Origin of the sequence: Undibacterium sp. 5I1, assembly GCF_034314085.1 — a bacterium.
Classification (GTDB): domain Bacteria; phylum Pseudomonadota; class Gammaproteobacteria; order Burkholderiales; family Burkholderiaceae_D; genus Undibacterium.
This window is the reverse complement of record NZ_JAVIWI010000001.1, coordinates 1384305-1400838: the sequence shown is the minus strand read 5'-3', so window position 1 is coordinate 1400838 and position 16534 is coordinate 1384305. Positions and strand designations below refer to the sequence as shown.

General features: G+C 46.6%; 13 protein-coding genes and 1 pseudogene. 7 read left to right on the top strand and 7 right to left on the bottom strand.

Annotated features, from left to right (window positions below; genetic code table 11):
• Positions 1-75: 75 nt before the first annotated feature.
• From imuA to RGU72_RS06280, 4 genes are all read left to right on the top strand, one after another.
• The gene (gene imuA, locus RGU72_RS06295) at positions 76-816 is read left to right on the top strand and encodes a translesion DNA synthesis-associated protein ImuA (protein WP_322118921.1); all 741 of its coding nucleotides are present in this window, start codon (positions 76-78) and stop codon (positions 814-816) included.
• The gene (locus RGU72_RS06290; RefSeq protein ID WP_322118920.1) at positions 749-2218 is read left to right on the top strand and encodes a DNA polymerase Y family protein; all 1470 of its coding nucleotides are present in this window, start codon (positions 749-751) and stop codon (positions 2216-2218) included. The genes imuA and RGU72_RS06290 overlap by 68 nt, the downstream gene beginning before the upstream one ends.
• Positions 2219-2224: 6 nt before the next feature.
• On the top strand, positions 2225-5368 hold the full coding sequence (locus tag RGU72_RS06285; protein ID WP_322118919.1) for an error-prone DNA polymerase: 3144 nt from the start codon (positions 2225-2227) through the stop codon (positions 5366-5368).
• A 133-nt stretch (positions 5369-5501) separates the two neighbouring features.
• Positions 5502-6137: an SOS response-associated peptidase family protein gene (locus tag RGU72_RS06280; RefSeq protein ID WP_322118918.1), complete on the top strand. Its 636-nt coding sequence runs from the start codon at positions 5502-5504 to the stop codon at positions 6135-6137.
• Positions 6138-6177: 40 nt separating this feature from the next.
• Here the strand turns inward: RGU72_RS06280 and tnpC are convergent.
• From tnpC to RGU72_RS06245, 7 genes and pseudogenes are all read right to left on the bottom strand, one after another.
• A pseudogene (gene tnpC / locus RGU72_RS06275) lies at positions 6178-7740 on the bottom strand (IS66 family transposase).
• Positions 7741-7820: 80 nt separating this feature from the next.
• Positions 7821-8159 (bottom strand): IS66 family insertion sequence element accessory protein TnpB, encoded by a 339-nt coding sequence (gene tnpB, locus RGU72_RS06270; RefSeq protein WP_322118917.1) that lies wholly within the window; start codon positions 8157-8159, stop codon positions 7821-7823.
• The gene (gene tnpA, locus RGU72_RS06265; RefSeq protein ID WP_322118916.1) at positions 8156-8479 is read right to left on the bottom strand and encodes an IS66 family insertion sequence element accessory protein TnpA; all 324 of its coding nucleotides are present in this window, start codon (positions 8477-8479) and stop codon (positions 8156-8158) included. The genes tnpB and tnpA overlap by 4 nt, the downstream gene beginning before the upstream one ends.
• Before the next feature lie 250 nt (positions 8480-8729).
• The gene (locus RGU72_RS06260) at positions 8730-9662 is read right to left on the bottom strand and encodes a hypothetical protein (RefSeq protein WP_322118915.1); all 933 of its coding nucleotides are present in this window, start codon (positions 9660-9662) and stop codon (positions 8730-8732) included.
• Positions 9663-10237: 575 nt separating this feature from the next.
• Entirely contained in the window at positions 10238-11311 is a 1074-nt protein-coding gene (locus RGU72_RS06255; protein ID WP_322118914.1) for an AAA family ATPase, read from the bottom strand.
• Between the two features lie 4 nt (positions 11312-11315).
• Positions 11316-13304: a hypothetical protein gene (locus RGU72_RS06250; RefSeq protein ID WP_322118913.1), complete on the bottom strand. Its 1989-nt coding sequence runs from the start codon at positions 13302-13304 to the stop codon at positions 11316-11318.
• Entirely contained in the window at positions 13291-13995 is a 705-nt protein-coding gene (locus tag RGU72_RS06245; protein ID WP_322118912.1) for a hypothetical protein, read from the bottom strand. The genes RGU72_RS06250 and RGU72_RS06245 overlap by 14 nt, the downstream gene beginning before the upstream one ends.
• A 511-nt stretch (positions 13996-14506) precedes the next feature.
• Between RGU72_RS06245 and RGU72_RS06240 the strand changes: the two genes are divergently transcribed.
• The 3 genes from RGU72_RS06240 to RGU72_RS06230 are packed head-to-tail and all read left to right on the top strand — an operon-like array spanning position 14507 to position 16487.
• A complete protein-coding gene (locus tag RGU72_RS06240; RefSeq protein ID WP_322118911.1) occupies positions 14507-15139 on the top strand; it encodes a LemA family protein in 633 nt (210 codons plus the stop codon).
• 38 nt (positions 15140-15177) lie between these two features.
• Complete coding sequence (locus RGU72_RS06235; protein ID WP_322121571.1) at positions 15178-15987, top strand: TPM domain-containing protein; 810 nt, start codon at positions 15178-15180, stop codon at positions 15985-15987.
• Between the two features lie 2 nt (positions 15988-15989).
• On the top strand, positions 15990-16487 hold the full coding sequence (locus RGU72_RS06230) for a TPM domain-containing protein (RefSeq protein ID WP_322121570.1): 498 nt from the start codon (positions 15990-15992) through the stop codon (positions 16485-16487).
• Positions 16488-16534: the final 47 nt, after the last annotated feature.

The following is a 16534-nucleotide window of genomic DNA, read 5'->3' as shown; positions in this document are numbered from 1 at the left end:
AAATAGTTGAATTATACTGAATGCATATACAGTATTTATTGAGTAACGTTTGCTCCAACTACTTCAAAGATCATCATGTCTCAAGCCAACCCGTCCATAGAGCAGCAAGCGAGGTTATCTCCCTTGTCGTTTCCGGATGTCTGGCGTGCCAATGAAATGGCGGTATGCAGAGCCTCGACATTGACCACTGGCTTTGAGATCTTAGATCATGAGTTACCGAATGCAGGTTGGCCACGGTCTAATTTAATTGAGCTTTTACTGCAGCAGTCCGGCATCGGAGAAATGCAGTTGCTGAAACCAATCTTAGCAAAATTGTCTCAATCACAAAAGATTGCCTTGATCCAACCGCCCTATTTACCCCAAAGAATGGCTTGCCAATCCTGGGGGATTGATACTTCGCGACTTTTTTGGATTAAAGCTAAAAGCACGGCCGATGCCTTGTGGTCTACCGAGCAGATTTTAAAAAATGGGAGCTATGGTGCGGTGATTTTATGGCAAACCAATTGTCGTGCTGAATCGTTGCGCCGATTGAATCTCGCCGCACAGACAACGGATACCTGGTTTTGGTTGATGCGACCGATATCCAGTGCGCGAGAAGCGTCCCCTTCACCGTTACGGATCGCACTCAGCCCCGCGACTGGTGGCGTTGCTCTTAACCTGATTAAACGACGAGGGCCACAATCCGAACAAGCTCTTTTTATTCCCTTGGCTGATATGCCTACCCCTAAGCAAACTTTGGACAACAATCATGCGGTTTTGGTTAAGCCTACATTTTCCGCTACTACCATTAGAGACCCTTCGTCCATCTTGGTCTAATCCCGGCGCATATGCCGTGATGGACAAAGAACAAGTGATTGTGGCATCCATAGAAGCACTTCAAAGCGGCGTGAGACTCGGTATGCGTTCTGGAGGTGTCTCAGCGATTGCGCCATCGACATTGCTGCTCGACCGCAACCCGACTAAAGAGCAGTTAGCCTTAGAGTGTTTGACGATGGCCTTACTGCAATTTACCCCAGAGGTCACACATGCAACCGATTTCTGTATCCACCTTGATGTCACTACCACCTTACGTTTGTTCGGCGGTCGTCTTGCCATTTGTCACAAGATACGCGAGAGTATTCGGCGACTAGGATTTACCGCCATCATAGGGACTGCACCAACAGCGATGGGCTCTTGGTTGCTGGCTCGGGCACGACAACGACGTGTGCTTTCGGTACGGCGACGTGCAATCAAAATGGCGACATTAGAAAAGCGTTTAGATCAACTCCCTTGCCGTCTTCTTCCTTCCGCTGCTGTGCATGAAGAGTGGTTGTCTGGTATTGGTGCTGATCATCTTGGCGCATTGCGTCGTCTGCCCCGCGCAGGCCTAGTACGCCGAACCAATCAACAATTACTCAATGAGTTAGATCGTGCCTATGGCGAGGCACCAGAATTATTTGAATGGATCAAAGTTCCACTCACTTTCTCAGCAAGGCTAGAAACATATGATCGAATCGAACATGCTGATGCTTTGTTACACGGTGCAATCCGACTGATTGAACAACTCATTGGCTGGCTAGTCTCGCTACAACAGGCGGTTTCGCACTTTGTACTCATCCTTGAGCATGAACGTGGACGTGCAGCGATCGATCCTAGTACGATAGAAATTATGCTGGCAGAACCGGCCTGGCACGAAGAACATTTAATTCGTTTGCTCAAAGAACGACTTGGTCGAGTAGAGCTCATTGCTCCAGTGATTGCGCTACGCCTGGAGGTGAAGCAAGTCGTGCCGATGATCGCACCAACACAATCCTTGTTTCCGGAACCCGGCGGTAATCCCGCAGATTTCAACCGCCTGTTGGAATTGCTCACGGCCAGGTTGGGACGAGAGAACGTATTAACGCCAGTCGCACTGAATGACTACCGACCTGAGGTCTGTAACGCCTGGGGGTCAGCCTCAGATAAGCCCATCAGACTGGATGACAAGACTGAATTACTGGAGCGCCCTTTTTGGATATTGGATAAACCCATCGCACTGATCATGCGTGACGAGAGGCCTTTCTATATCTCGCCTTTAAAACTCATTAAAGGACCTGAGCGGGTCGAGGCTGGTTGGTGGGATGATCAGATCGCAGCAAGAGATTACTTTGTTGCGCAAGCCAGCGATACCAGTTGTTATTGGATTTATCTTGAACGAACCCAAGAAGCCAAATGGTATTTACACGGGCTATACGCGTGAGATGCTATGGCCAATCCATCCCAATTACCGGCCTATGCCGAGCTGCAGTGTCTGAGTCATTACACCTTTCTACGAGGAGCATCTTCGCCAGAGAGCTTAGTGCAGCGAGCCTTTGAGCTCGGTTATCAGTCACTCGCTATTACCGATGAATGCACCTTAGCAGGCGTGGTCAAAGCCCATGTTGAAGCTAAGCGTCTGGGACTATCCTTGCTAATCGGCAGTCAAATGCAGGTGACTCCCTTAGATCATAGTCCGCCGTTTAATTTGATTATTCTGGCGATGAATAAACAGGGATACGGCAATCTATCTGAACTCATTACGGTCGGTCGTACCCGTGCTGAGAAAGGGTCTTATCTTATTCAACCCTACGACATTGCAAGCCCAACCGGTGAACTGATTTATTTGCGCGGTATGCCGGACTGTCAGTTGATCTTGGTGCCAAGATACAACTGTCCCTATGAAGAATTGGAACGTCAAGCTGCCTGGTTAGTGACCTGCGCGCCGGGTCGTGCCCGTATCGCCTTAACGCTGCATCATCGCGCACAAGACGATAAGCATAAAGACTTGGTCAGCGCCATTTCTGAAGAATTTAGTCTGCCCATTGTCGCCACTGGCGACGTCTGTATGCATGTACGCTCTGGCAAGCCTCTGCAAGATACGATGACCGCAATCCGACTGGGTGTTCCCGTTGCAAAGTGTGGCTATCAACTTACTCCGAACGCGGAGCAGCATTTGCGCTCACGATTACGACTAGCCAATTTATATCCTCGTAGTGCTCTGGATGAAACAGTGCGGGTAGCTGACCAATGTCATTTTTCCCTAGACGAACTCAAATATGAATATCCGCATGAAGTAGTGCCAGAAGGTGAAACTGCCACAAGTTATTTGAGGAAGGAGGCCTACATTGGTGCACATTGGCGTTTTCCTGCGGGCATTCCTGGAAATGTGCAATTGCAACTGGAACACGAACTTAACCTCATTGCCGAAATGTCCTATGAAAGTTATTTTTTAACGGTATATGACATCGTTCGATTTGCCCGGTCACAGCATATTCTTTGCCAGGGACGAGGCTCTGCAGCAAATTCCAGTGTTTGCTATTGCCTTGGGATTACCGAGGTCGACCCTTCGCGTGGCACCTTATTATTTGAGCGCTTTATTTCCAAAGAACGCAATGAACCGCCGGATATTGATGTCGATTTTGAGCATCAGCGTCGTGAGGAAGTGATTCAGTACATCTATAACAAATACGGTCGTATGCGTGCTGCGCTGACAGCCGTGGTGATCAGTTATCGCCCACGTAGTGTCTTACGTGATGTGGGGAAAGCACTCGGTATCGATTTGTCTGTCGTAGAGAAGGTAGCGAAAGCCAGTCATGGCTGGGGCGGACGCTCGGATTTACGCGCTCGGTTAAGTGCCTGCGGATTTGATCCAGACTCTCCCATTGCAGAGAAATGGTGTGAACTGGCCGATAAATTAATGAAATTTCCACGCCATATTTCTCAACATCCGGGTGGCTTTGTGATTTCTCATACCAAGCTCTCCAGGCTAGTTCCTGTAGAGAACGCGGCAATGGCCAACCGCTCTATCGTCCAGTGGGACAAGGACGATCTCGATGCGGTGGGCCTACTTAAAATCGATATTTTGGCTTTAGGAATGTTGAGCTGTATTCGTCGCGCCTTAGAACTCGTATCAGAGCAACGTGGTGAGCGATTTGAATTGCATGATATTCCCGCTGAGGACGCTGCAACTTACGACATGATTTGTCAGGCCGATACCGTTGGTGTGTTTCAGATTGAAAGTCGAGCGCAGATGTCGATGCTACCTAGGCTCCGACCAAGGCAATTCTATGATCTGGTCATCGAGGTTGCCATTATTCGGCCCGGACCAATTCAGGGTGGCATGATTCATCCGTATTTGCGCCGTAGACAAGGAATCGATCCGGTTGAATACCCCAGTCCTGCCATGGAATCTGTTTTATCCAGAACATTGGGTATCCCTATTTTTCAGGAACAGGTCATGCAAATTGCAATGGTGGCAGCTGGGTTCTCAGCGGGTGAAGCAGATCGCTTGCGACGGGCAATGGCTGCGTGGAAACGTAAGGGTGGGCTGGAGCAGTTTGAAGACAAACTCATGGCGGGTATGGCCGAACGCGGCTACTCAGAAGAATTCGCTACCTCGATTGTCGGTCAGATCCGGGGATTTGCAGAGTATGGATTCCCCGAATCGCACGCCGCCAGCTTCGCTTTGTTAGCCTATGCCAGTAGTTGGTTGAAGTGTCATGAGCCTGCAGCCTTTCTAGCCGCATTATTAAATTCTCAGCCTATGGGATTTTATACACCATCCGCCTTGGTACAAGATGCGAAACGTCATCAAGTAGAGGTAAGGCCGTTAGATGTGTGTATCAGCACCTGGGAGGCATCATTAGAGCCTACTACCGGACAGTCGATGGCAGTACGCCTAGGGCTCAATCATATTCGAGGATTAGAGCAAGATGCTGGATTTAGAATTGTGGAAGCACGTGCCATTCGCCCTTTCAGCGATACCAATGATCTGGCGGGTCGAGCAAATTTAAATGCCGGACATCTTCAGGCGCTGGCAGGTGCGAATGCCTTGGTCAGTTTGGTGGGCAATCGGCGACAAGCTTTATGGCATGCGGTGGCTAGCGTCCCCGGCAAAGGGCTATTACGGAGTGCGCCGATTGTGGAAGACGTATTGCAATTGACAGAACCGTCTGAAGCCCAAAGTATTGTTGCTGATTATCGGCATACGGGATTAACCCTGGGTAGACATCCCCTGTCGCTATTGCGCGATCAGTTGACGTCAATGCGACTGATGTCGAGCGCCGTCTTGAATGGCTATGAAGATGGCAGACTGGCGCGGGGCTGTGGCATTGTCACTGTAAGGCAACGGCCGCAAACGGCTAAAGGCGTCGTGTTCGTGACCTTAGAAGACGAGGCTGGTACTGTCAACGTCATTTGCTGGCCTGATCTGGTGGAGAAACAGCGCACGGTACTGCTTGGTGCAACCATGCTGGGAGTTTATGGCAAGTGGCAAAATCAAAATAACGTGCGTCATTTGGTTGCCATGTATTTAGTCGATTTGTCGCCGATGATTGCCTCATTGGCGGTAGCTAGTCGAGATTTCCATTGATGAATAGTGTTGACGACCGGACGGCCTCACTATTTCAATACAATTTAGACTGTATGTAAATCAACATTGCAGCATCTCTGCAACTAATACGACGAATGCCATCTCACTTCGCATTGGAAATGAAAGGACTATCATGTGCGTCAACTATGTCACTGTTTCAAAGCAAACCTTAGCAAATGAATTCGATACCGTCTTTGATCAATATGCAGAATGGAACGAAGAACTCTACCGTGATTATTTGGGACCGATCATCATCAAAGGAACTGACACAACACGTCAAGGTCTCGTTGCAAACTACGGGATGATTCCCAAACGATTTATGCCGCCAGGACTTCAACTTTCTACAATGAATGCACGATCGGACACGGTTGGATCTCTGAGGACCTATAAGCAATATTGGAAAACCTGCCAATTTTGTTTGGTACCAATGAAGCGATTCTTCGAGCCTAATTATGAGGCTGGCGAACATATACGCTGGTCTATAGGAATGATAGATGAGTCAGCGTTTGCAGTCGCCGGTATCTACCGAGAATGGGAAGAAGCAGACGGCACTACAGCTTATGCATTTACTCAACTGACGATCAATGCAGATGGGCATTCTTTGATGAAGCGATTCCATAAAAACGGGGAAGAGAAACGCCAGCTTGTAATTATTCAGAGAAGTGAATACGACGATTGGCTTGGGTGTACTGATCCTGAATTTGCAAGAACTTACTTGCAAGGTTTTAATGCTGAGTTGATGACTGCGGCGCCGGCTCCAAAGCCGTAAGCGTCTAACCCCACCATCTTTTCAGAAGGCAGGTACGGTGTTAAGTGCGGAGCGGCAGCAGTTCATCAATGCGGCTGTTTGGGCAGGTAGGGAGTTTTTCTAAAGTTTCTTTTAACCAGGCGTACGGCTCAATCTCGTTGGCTTTCGCTGTGGCTAATAACGTTTGAATGGCAGCAGCTCTTTTGCCAGCACGTTCAGAACCAGCGAACAGCCAGTTCTTTTTGCCCAGAGCAATCGGCCTGATCGCATTCTCAATCGGATTGTTATCGATGGGCAGGTGCCCACTGTCGGCATAACGTGTGAATGCTGGCCAGCGTTTTAAACTGTAATCGATCGCCTTCGATAGCGCACTTCCTTGCGCACTGCTTTTGCGTAGTTGAATTAGCCACAGATGCATGGCATCGAGGCGAGGCTTGGCATGCTCTGCTCGCCATCGCTGTCGTTCTTCGATCGAATAATCTTGTGCTTCACTTTCTATCCGGTACAACTCGGCAATCCGTTGCAATGCTTCTTCGGTGACTGGGTGTTGATTGGCGGCATGTAAATCGAAGAATTTACGTCGGGCATGGGCCAGGCATGCCAGTTCTGTGACCCCTGTTTTGAGTAGCTTTTTATAGCCTGCGTAATCGTCAACCATTAAATGTCCCTGCCAATCGGTAAGGAAGTTTTGTGCATGCGCTCCGCTACGATTTGGCTGAAACTCAAATACCACGATGGGTGCATCGGGTTCTAAGTTGTTGCTACGGTACGCCCACAGATAAGCACGCTTCGTTTTGCCTTTACCCGGATCAAGTTGTGGTACCGGTGTTTCATCGGCATGTAAGACGGTGCGTTGTTTCAGTAATTCTATGAGTCGATCAGCTAATGGTTGCAGTGCGACGCCGATGCGGCCTATCCATTCTGCGAGCGTTGATCTGGAGATCGTGACGCCATGACGGGTGCTGATCTGTTCTATCCGATAGAGTGGCAGATGATCCAGATATTTTTGAATCACTACCCACGCATGTAAGCTGGGTGTCGCTAAACCACCGTCAATGATCGCCGCCGGTATTGCTGCAGCGGTGATGGTTTCGCAATGACGGCAGGCATATTGTGGCCGGATATGCCGTTGCACAAGGAACCGTGCTGGTTCAACATCAAGCTGCTCGGTGATATCCTCGCCGATCTTCACTAAGGTTTGACCACAAGCACCACATGCGCAAGAATCAGGTTCGTGACGCTGTTCTACACGTGGCAATTCGGCAGGGAGTGGCTTACGTCCGGTTGGCTTTGCTTTGACGCGCGGTGTGGAAGAGAGTTATTCCAGTTCCGCCTGCATGGCATTGAGATCGGTTTCTTGCGTCTCATTAAAGAGGTCACGTTGTTGCGCCGTGAAGGCTTCTGATGTGCTGCAGAATTTAATCCGTTTGTGGTACGCCAGTTCTAAAGTAAGTGCCTTGATCTTGGTGTCTTTGAGATGGATTTCCTGGCGTTGCCGGGCAACGAGATCAGCTTGTTCTTGAAGACGCTGTGCTTCTTGTGCCCAGACTACTACCTGTGCGGCCAGTGCTTCGGGCGTGGCCGTGTGGGGATTAAATTGAGTGAGGGCTTTGGCGAGGTCCATGTAGTAAGTTTACATAGACGGGGTGATGTTTACAATCAAAAAAGTGATGTGTCGTCATTTTTTGATGCTATCCGTGCCGATCAGACGTGCCAGTGTGCAGGTGCCGGTGCAGATAATCTTTGCCAGTCAACGCCTTTGATGAGCCAATCCCATTGGTCTTGTGTCATCACCCAGCAGCGATCATCTGCACGAGGCCAGACAAACGCACCACGGTGTAAGCGGCGCTGACAACACCATACGCCAGTACCATCCCAGATGAGCAACTTCAAGCGTGTTTTAGAACGATTGCTAAACGCATAGGCGGTGCCATCGCAAGGCGTCGTACCCAAACTGGTTTGTATCCATTGCGACAAGCTCTCCATGCCACGACGCATGTCTACAGATTCTATGACGCAAAAAATCTGACCGGGTGCCATCATACTAATTGATTGAGTAATTGACCAAGCCAGGTGGTCTGCATATTAGCAGGTAGCGAGAGTTGCCACCCAGAGTCATGGCGTAACACGATGGGCGGCAAATTTGAAGCGGCTGGTGGGCTAGGTTGAACAACAATCGGTAAAGTCGTCAGCGGTGCGCACGCCGAAGCGGGTACCTGGCCACGTGAAATCCAACCATGGAATGTGGAGTGATTTAATTGATGCTCACGGCAATACGCCGCTTGCGATAGCCCTGAGCCTCGCCAGGCGGTGACATGTTGCAACCATTGCGCACGACTGAGGGTGGATTTGATTCTTGACATGCTTGCTCTCCAAAGTGATCGGGTTTGAAGAGTGCATGAAATTAAGGGGTATTCATAGATGGAGGCGTTGGACGGTTACCCAAAGCCTAAGAAAGTAGTGGGAATAAAAAAGCTAGCCAGCGCAGATACGCGGGCAAGTTCGAATTTCGATTTATTTATATAGAACTTCGTACAGGCTCAAATGATCTCAGTTTTTATCTATTTTTGAGCCAGGATTTCCTTTGATCGTTTTCGTTGTAGGTCATCCACTTTAAATTTGAATGTAACTATAGTGTTGATTAGTCGAACTTGAAGAATCACTTGGCAATTGAACTTGGATTACGGTGTTAGATGGTTCGCTGTTTAGACCCCATGCCCAATATGAAAATCTGTTCATGGTCTGACTAACAAGCAAATCTCGTTTTGCACGAACCAATTTGCACTCCACTAGCGACATATTCGGCAGCACCTGTGGATGCAGTATAAAAAATTTTTCCTCTGTTTGATTCTTACCTTTGCTCGGGTGACTGATGACGTATCCGTTGCAAGGTCTCTCCGCGTCAAAATCTACAGCGATTTTTCTAATTCCGCATGAGTGTTGATAAAACGAAACTAACGCATTAAAACTAAGGTGACTCCAAATTTGACGAAAACGCAGGCTAGCATTTTGGCTTGGACTCATGAATTTAATGGAATAGGTATTTTTGCGCCGCACAGTCAACCCTTCTAAGTTACCTAAACGCTCAATAGACATCCTCCATGTTAGATAAGCTAGTGCGATTGGGCACACGGAATTCCCGTCGATACATCTTGATTCGTCGTATTTCAGTTTTAAGAGACGGGCAAGACAGGCTTTATGTGCTCGTACAAATCTCTTGTAAAGCTGATGCTTAATGCTGCGATAAATCGCCCCATCTGAACTATGAATCAGAGGCGCTGGATCCCCTGTAAATTTAGACCATGGTATCCTCTCGCGGTCTACGACCTGAACAAAGGATGTCGGATTACTTTGAACGGAAAACTTCCATAGTAACGGCTCTTTTTGTACGGTTTGAGCGTATCCCAAAATCCACGAAGTTTGGTTATAAAAATGATGAGTTATACCCCTTTGACGTTTACGCCTTTCTGGATCGACACATCCATAACGATCATCTAGCTGCCAGATCAATCTCTCATATTCTCCAGTTTGTTCTTTAAAATTCATTCTCCATTTAGTTAGCGCTAAACAATATCCAAGAATTGTGTAACGCTGTTCCTGGCTGAATCGATGAGTGAATTGTCTGAGAGCATATGGAAGACTTGCATCGCCACATTTTGGACAAATAACAAGGTTTGGTTCGTTCGAGAATCGGTAATTAATACAATAGCTGCACGGTTCAGAATTTGACAATAATTTTCTTCCATGCCATGGACATTCCGCGATCAATAGCAACTGAAAAAAAACGCATTCGTATCCATATTGTCGACACTCCGGGCAATACCGGCCTGGCAGATCAAAGCATGCCGATACTTTTAGTCCTCGATTACTGAACCCCAATTGGTCTAGAAATCCCTGTCTGAGGCGCTCAGGAGTAACTCGAAGCATTGCCCCAAAACGATCAAAATCTATCCATGCCGTTTCGTACGTTGGATCGATTTCGACGTCACCTCCAATTTTTATCAAATTGATCAGTTCGGACTTACTTAAATAATTTATCTCCATTACCTTTCGCAATATCGATGCTCCAGATTCAAAAGGAGCTGGGTCAGAATTATTCCAAGTAAGTCGACCAAACACCTTCAAGCCCCAAACATTTCTAGATTAGACGCTTGGACTGCTAGCTCAATGTCGATTTTCGAGAGAATATAGTTAGGTGAATCGTTTGAATACCCAGCTAAAAGAATATGTTCTATTGTCATGGAAAGATGTTCCATTGGTACTCGATCCCCTCCCATATGAATTGCTGCATCACATACGGCTTGCCAAATTGGAGGAGCATAAGAAGCTAGTCTAAATCCACGACTAAATGCTTGAGGTAGAAAAAAACACGTATAACTCCATCCTGAATTTATAGGGTATTCACTGCTTACATCATAAACCTCTAAGATCACCTTAAGTTCCTCGACTGTTGTACAAGCCTCGTATGCAATCGGCTCACTCAAAAAACGCGCAATCAATTGCATTTGATGTGTGGCTTTCATTGCAGTACGCCTCTCCATGATCTCTGGTTGAGCGAAAGACACAGTCACTGAGCGAATTTTTTCCATCGCTAGTGCATTTTGAATTACCAATAATTGCTGCAAATCATGCGATGAAAGTAATTGCATCTCGTCCACAATTAATACAAACAATGCGCCTTTCAGCCTCCGCACCTCCATGATTGTGTCAGTGACGGCATTACGATAAAGATCTTCGTCTTTTTGTCTTCCCGCAAGTATGTGTTTACGGGCATCCAATAGTAGTCTAGGCATATGACCATTTGACTTTGGCCTCGGCGCCTCTCGGGCACTCAATCGACTGACAAAGGTTGTTTCAAACTCTTCTTTTAGCCGATCTTCTACATATTCTGCCGCTACCGTTTTACCAACGCGCGACGTACCATAAAAGCAAACTCCAGTGCGTCGAGACCAAACTCGGTCACGTATCAAGTCGTATGTTCGTTCCAAGGCAATTGTAGGAATAGTATATGTACGCTGTCGAATCGGGTGGCTCATTAATAACTCATCTCTTTGTGCCAGCGTATATCCACTCTCGAACGGAAACGTAAGATTTATCTCTTCAAAACTTGATTTTCCAAAAAATACACCCGCAGAAGCTAACTCTTGAGTGTTACGTGTTTCTATGGATTGGTTGGACTTAGATTTAGCAGACATAGATTCACCTTCTATTTTTAGCCATTCGAGGGCGCTGATTTTGGGTATCTTTTAGAAGCAAAGTTCTTGCCGAGACCTGGGAGAGTGTCGTTGTAGGAGATAGTTCTGCCGGCTTGTTGTAAATTTGAGGTGAAATACCGGCCTCAGTCGCAATACGAGAAGCGTCTGTTGCCTGCCGTGGTGTTAACTGAGGTTGATTTTTTCTATTTGTTTTTTTCGGCGTACCCAAATACTTCAAATAAACTTGAACAGGGTCGTCAAGCTTGCTGATGATCAGTAGTCTTTCTGATATCAGTGAATTAATTGCAAGCCGAGTTTTTCGCGAATGCTTGGTCAGCCCCCATCTTCCCAGTGCCGTCAAAATACCAAGATCCGATCCATCCTCTAAAAAAACATGAACTTGCCGCATATCGTCTTCATCAATATGCACCAGCAAACGCATTCCTATAAGTAGGCCATTGTCTGCGAGGACAGGGCTCGTGTAGTGGACGCGGTCGATTTGTATGTATGGACGTCTACCGTTAATAAGGTCACCTCGAACGGTCTTACCTATAATTGTTGCAAAGGCATTCGCTAACTTTTGATCTTGCACTGGCAATCTCCTTGCTTCACAGATAGGGCTGTCCCCGCACAAATAGTGGCGAAGAAATCCAATCGGGGATAGATAGGATATTCCCTCACTGGGTTTAATATTGTGCTGCGAAAAAAACACTTCGACCAAATCCTCGATATGCTCTGCATAGATTCCAAGCTTCAAGGCAGCGCCGACAGCATCACGGGCTCGCCCGTTTTGAGGGTTACTTCCTGTGGTCGATGGCAATCTTTGCATAAGACCTTGTGCGATTTCCTTAAATGTCCGTTCTACATTAGGGCGTCGCTCAAAATGTCCCACCGGTCCCCAATTTACTACGAATCCCAAAACTCTTCTTGCTCGCTCTCTTACTTTAATTGCTAGATGAGCTAATGCACCATCCAACAATGTAGTTGTCCAAACAGCTTGATAAGCCTCATCAAGAATTCCGCTAGGAAGACCGCCTCCCTCCGGATAATTTAGTCCTGGTATTGATAGTCTTCGTGGCTCCCAGCGTCGACCTACTGCGTCACGTATCACATGCAGAACATCATCGGAAGCAACTTCACTTCGATAGACAATACGCCAAGCTAAAACAGCCGTCGACGCTCGGTCTATCGCCGCTATCAACCATAGCCGCTCCACCAATAAATCAGTTTCAGTTCCCTCGGGCGTTGCAAACTTAAGTACACAATGTGCGTCTATGTTGTAAGCGTCGATTTCGACCGCGTCGAATGGTTCGTCTATACAAAGAAGCGGACTTTTCCCGTTACCAACACTTAAATGTGCTCTAGCTTCCCGCTCTCCGCTCTTTTGTACAGAACGGGAAAAATTATTGAGGACGATCTCAGTCATATACTTCTGAATTGAGCGAAGACCGAGTAACTTTGTGTTAAACGGCCAGCCACTAGGCGGATATTCATTATTCGCTATCTTTGCCCTTACCAGCCGAATAAAAATCCTATGAAGCGCATTGGCTCGAATACGATACTCAGGGACACCTATGTATTTTGCCTCCTGTCGTATTTGCGCTATCAGTTCAAACTCTATGTCGGGAAATAATTTTTTAAGGTACCCAAGAGATCCTGATTGGCCACCACGTTGTTCCCTTCTTTTGGGCCCAGCTAAAGATCTTTTTTCGTACGGTACCAAGCGACTGAATTTACGTAATCCTCTAAATCCAAAAATTTTTCCATCTGATGCGAGCATTAGACATCGGGCGGCCAAGCGAGGTAAATCTGTGGGGTCGACTCCTGTTTTTAGTTGAATTTCCCGTAAATTTTCTCCGTGTGCGTAGAGCTTAATAGCTTTGACCCGACGCTCAAATTCATCTCGTTCAGAATCACACAATAGCAATCGATTGAAATCTGGCCATGTCTCAATATACGGCGCCTGTGCAAACGCTTGATCACGAGACCACATGATTTGAAAAGCGCCATATTGAAGCGGATCGGAAACCTCCCCTATTGAGATCAAGATGTATATGTCCTGAAATCGCTAATCGGACCAGTAAACCTTTCAATATCGCAGGATCAACATCGGGTAAATCATTTAGCAATTCAGCTATCGTCCCTGTCTCCCTTCGCAAAAAAACACTATCTAGTGCAACTGATTCTTGGACAAAAGGTCGATCGCGTAAAACGCTTGCAAAGCCAATCGCTTTTAGCCATCGCAAAGAAACTCGAACATGTGGTGAAAGATCTTTATCTGAAAAAGTACGATATGAGATTCCTTCTGCACTTGCCGCAGACGCTTGAGCTTCCAGCTTTGATTTTCCTGGGGCAACGTCATTGTCATCACTTTTAACTTCATGCCATTCGACTCGCCCATTGGCTAATAGCACTCTCGCATCGAGCTCTGTAGCGCGAGCTTCATAGGAATCGACTGATATAAGTGCTGTCGGCTCCAAGTCAAATGACTTCACTTCAGGATTTGTTTCGAGATAGTGCAGCCAATGGATGAGCTGTCGGTCGCTAGGCAGGATGTAGTCCTTATTTGTTTTGATACTATATACAAGCCATAGATTCGAATTTCCTCGTCCTCTTCCTCTGTAGGCGTGCATTATGTTTGTGCGCTGCTTTGAGCGCAAAGTTTGACTTTGACCTGTCGCCATGAAGTCTCCCGTCTTAGATTCACACGAATTATGAGATCACATCAAATTGATAATAGACGGCAATTCTCCAATGTCAAATCTGCGTTGCATTTCATTGGAAATTTTTGTTTGCTTAGCATTCTATTTGAATTTTTACTTCCTAAAAAAGGTACTAAAAATTCCAATTCTTGTAGAAATCTGATTAAATTTCTACACTAAGCCTATGATGTTAATGGAGTGAGATTTGTGACATCAATTGAATATTTAGTTCGGAGCGCTATCGCTCTGAAATGATTACAAAGTCGTCGCTTCTTGCCCGCCAATCAGATTCAGAAGTTTTCCGGAATCCGAACTAAGCGCGTTGGCGTACAGACAGCATGGCATAAAGGGCGGAAATTTAGGAAACAGCGCGCGATAACAAGCTTTAATTAGAACGGCAATTCGATTCATTGAATTAATAAACTAAAGAATATCGTTCATTTTAACCTAATGAAATAAACACACTACTCGGTTATCTCTTGGGACAATAACTATGCGTAAATATTCGATATGCCTGCTCATAATCCTCTCATTCAATCTGTCCGGTTGCGGTTACAACACGCTACAAAGTAACGACGAACAAATCAAAGCAAGTTGGTCCGAAGTGGTGAATCAATATCAGCGCCGGGCAGATCTCATTCCTAATCTGGTTAATACAGTAAAGGGATATGCCGCCCAGGAAAAAGATGTTTTGTTAGGTGTTACTAATGCAAGAGCAAAAATCGGCAGCGTCCAAGTAACGCCCGAAGTGCTCAACGACCCTAACGCTTTCGCAAAATTTCAAGCCGCCCAAGGAGAGATGTCTAGCGCACTCTCAAGGTTATTAGTTGTAACCGAAAACTATCCACAGCTTAAATCAGACGCGAATTTTCGTGACTTACAGGCACAGTTAGAAGGTACAGAAAACCGCATTACGGTTGCGCGAAATCGCTACATCGCTGCTGTGCAACAATTCAACGTCACAGTGCGCTCTTTTCCGTCGAACTTAACTGCAATGGTGTTTGGATTTAAAGAAAAACCTAATTTTACGGTAGGCAACGAAAAAGAGATCTCAACACCTCCCAAAGTAGACTTTGGCACATCACCAGAAAACGCTACTCCAAATACGCAAGGAGTGCCGAAGTGATCAATGCAAAATCTGTGAAAGGATATTTTATTACCGCTATGCTTGGGTTGTCCTTGATTGCTTTTGGACAGACAGCAGTGCCAATGTTGTCCGGACATGTGATAGATCAGACGGCAACGTTAAACGTAGAACAAATATCTACTTTAGAGCAAACGTTACAAGGATTTGAGGCAAAAAAAGGGAGTCAAATTGCAGTCTTGATTATCCCCAGTGTCAGCCCTGAAACAATTGAACAATATACGTTACGTGTCGCTGAAAAATGGAAATTGGGAAGAAAAAAGGTAGATGATGGCGCAATTTTAGTGATAGCAAAGAATGACCGGACGCTCCGGATTGAGGTGGGATATGGCTTAGAGGGCGCGCTAAACGATGCCACAAGTAAACGCATCATCAGTGAAATCATTTCTCCCAGATTGACGCAAGGCGACTTCTATGGTGGTGTCACCGCTGGTTTAAATCAAATGATGAAAGTCATCAACGGAGAGCCTCTACCACTGCCAGCCACCGAAAAATCAAGTATTACAATTGGAGACATCCAGCCATATGCTCCGGTCATCTTTATCGTCGCTCTCATCTTAGGTGGTTTATTGCGAACTTTATTTGGCCGATTTCCAGGCGCGATCATAACCGGTGCGGCGATAGGCGGAATTGCCTGGCTGTTTGTAGGTGTTTTATCTATCGCTTTAATTGCCGGGACTATCGCTCTCTTATTCACCTTAATCACTGGTGGTACGGTCGGTCGCAACATGATTGGACTTGCCGCAGTGTATGGTCGCGGAGGTGGTTCTGGCGGCTTTAGTGGTGGCGGCGGTGGATTTGGCGGCGGCGGTGCATCAGGGCGATGGTAATGATGGATTTCAAGCGGATAGCCAAACATCTCATGATGACCCATTGGCAAGTCAACAGTCATTTCAATCAAGTATTACTAAGCAGGATTGAAAAGGCGATTAAACAGAGCGAGATGGCACATGTAGGGGAAATTCGCTTCGTCGTCGAAGGTGCCTTAGATGGCATGCTACTGTTTCAAGGACAAACTGCGAGAGAGCGCGCACTAGACGTATTTTCTCACCTAAGAATGTGGGATACCGAAAATAACAATGGAGTGCTGATTTATTTGTTATACGCAGACCGGGATGTAGAAATTATCGCCGATCGCGGAATCCACTCGAAAGTCCAAGCGGGTCAGTGGTCTCTGATTTGCCGACAGATGGAAACGGCTTTTAAAAATGGAAACTATGAAAACGGAGCAATTAGTGGAATTCATGCGGTGACTTTATCTTTAGCAGAGCACTTTCCAGCAGAAGATGATGTAAAAAACCATTTGCCGGATAGGCCGTTGATTTTATAACTTAATCGACTGCGTTTTGCTGCCCACATAAGCGAAGATTTATGCAA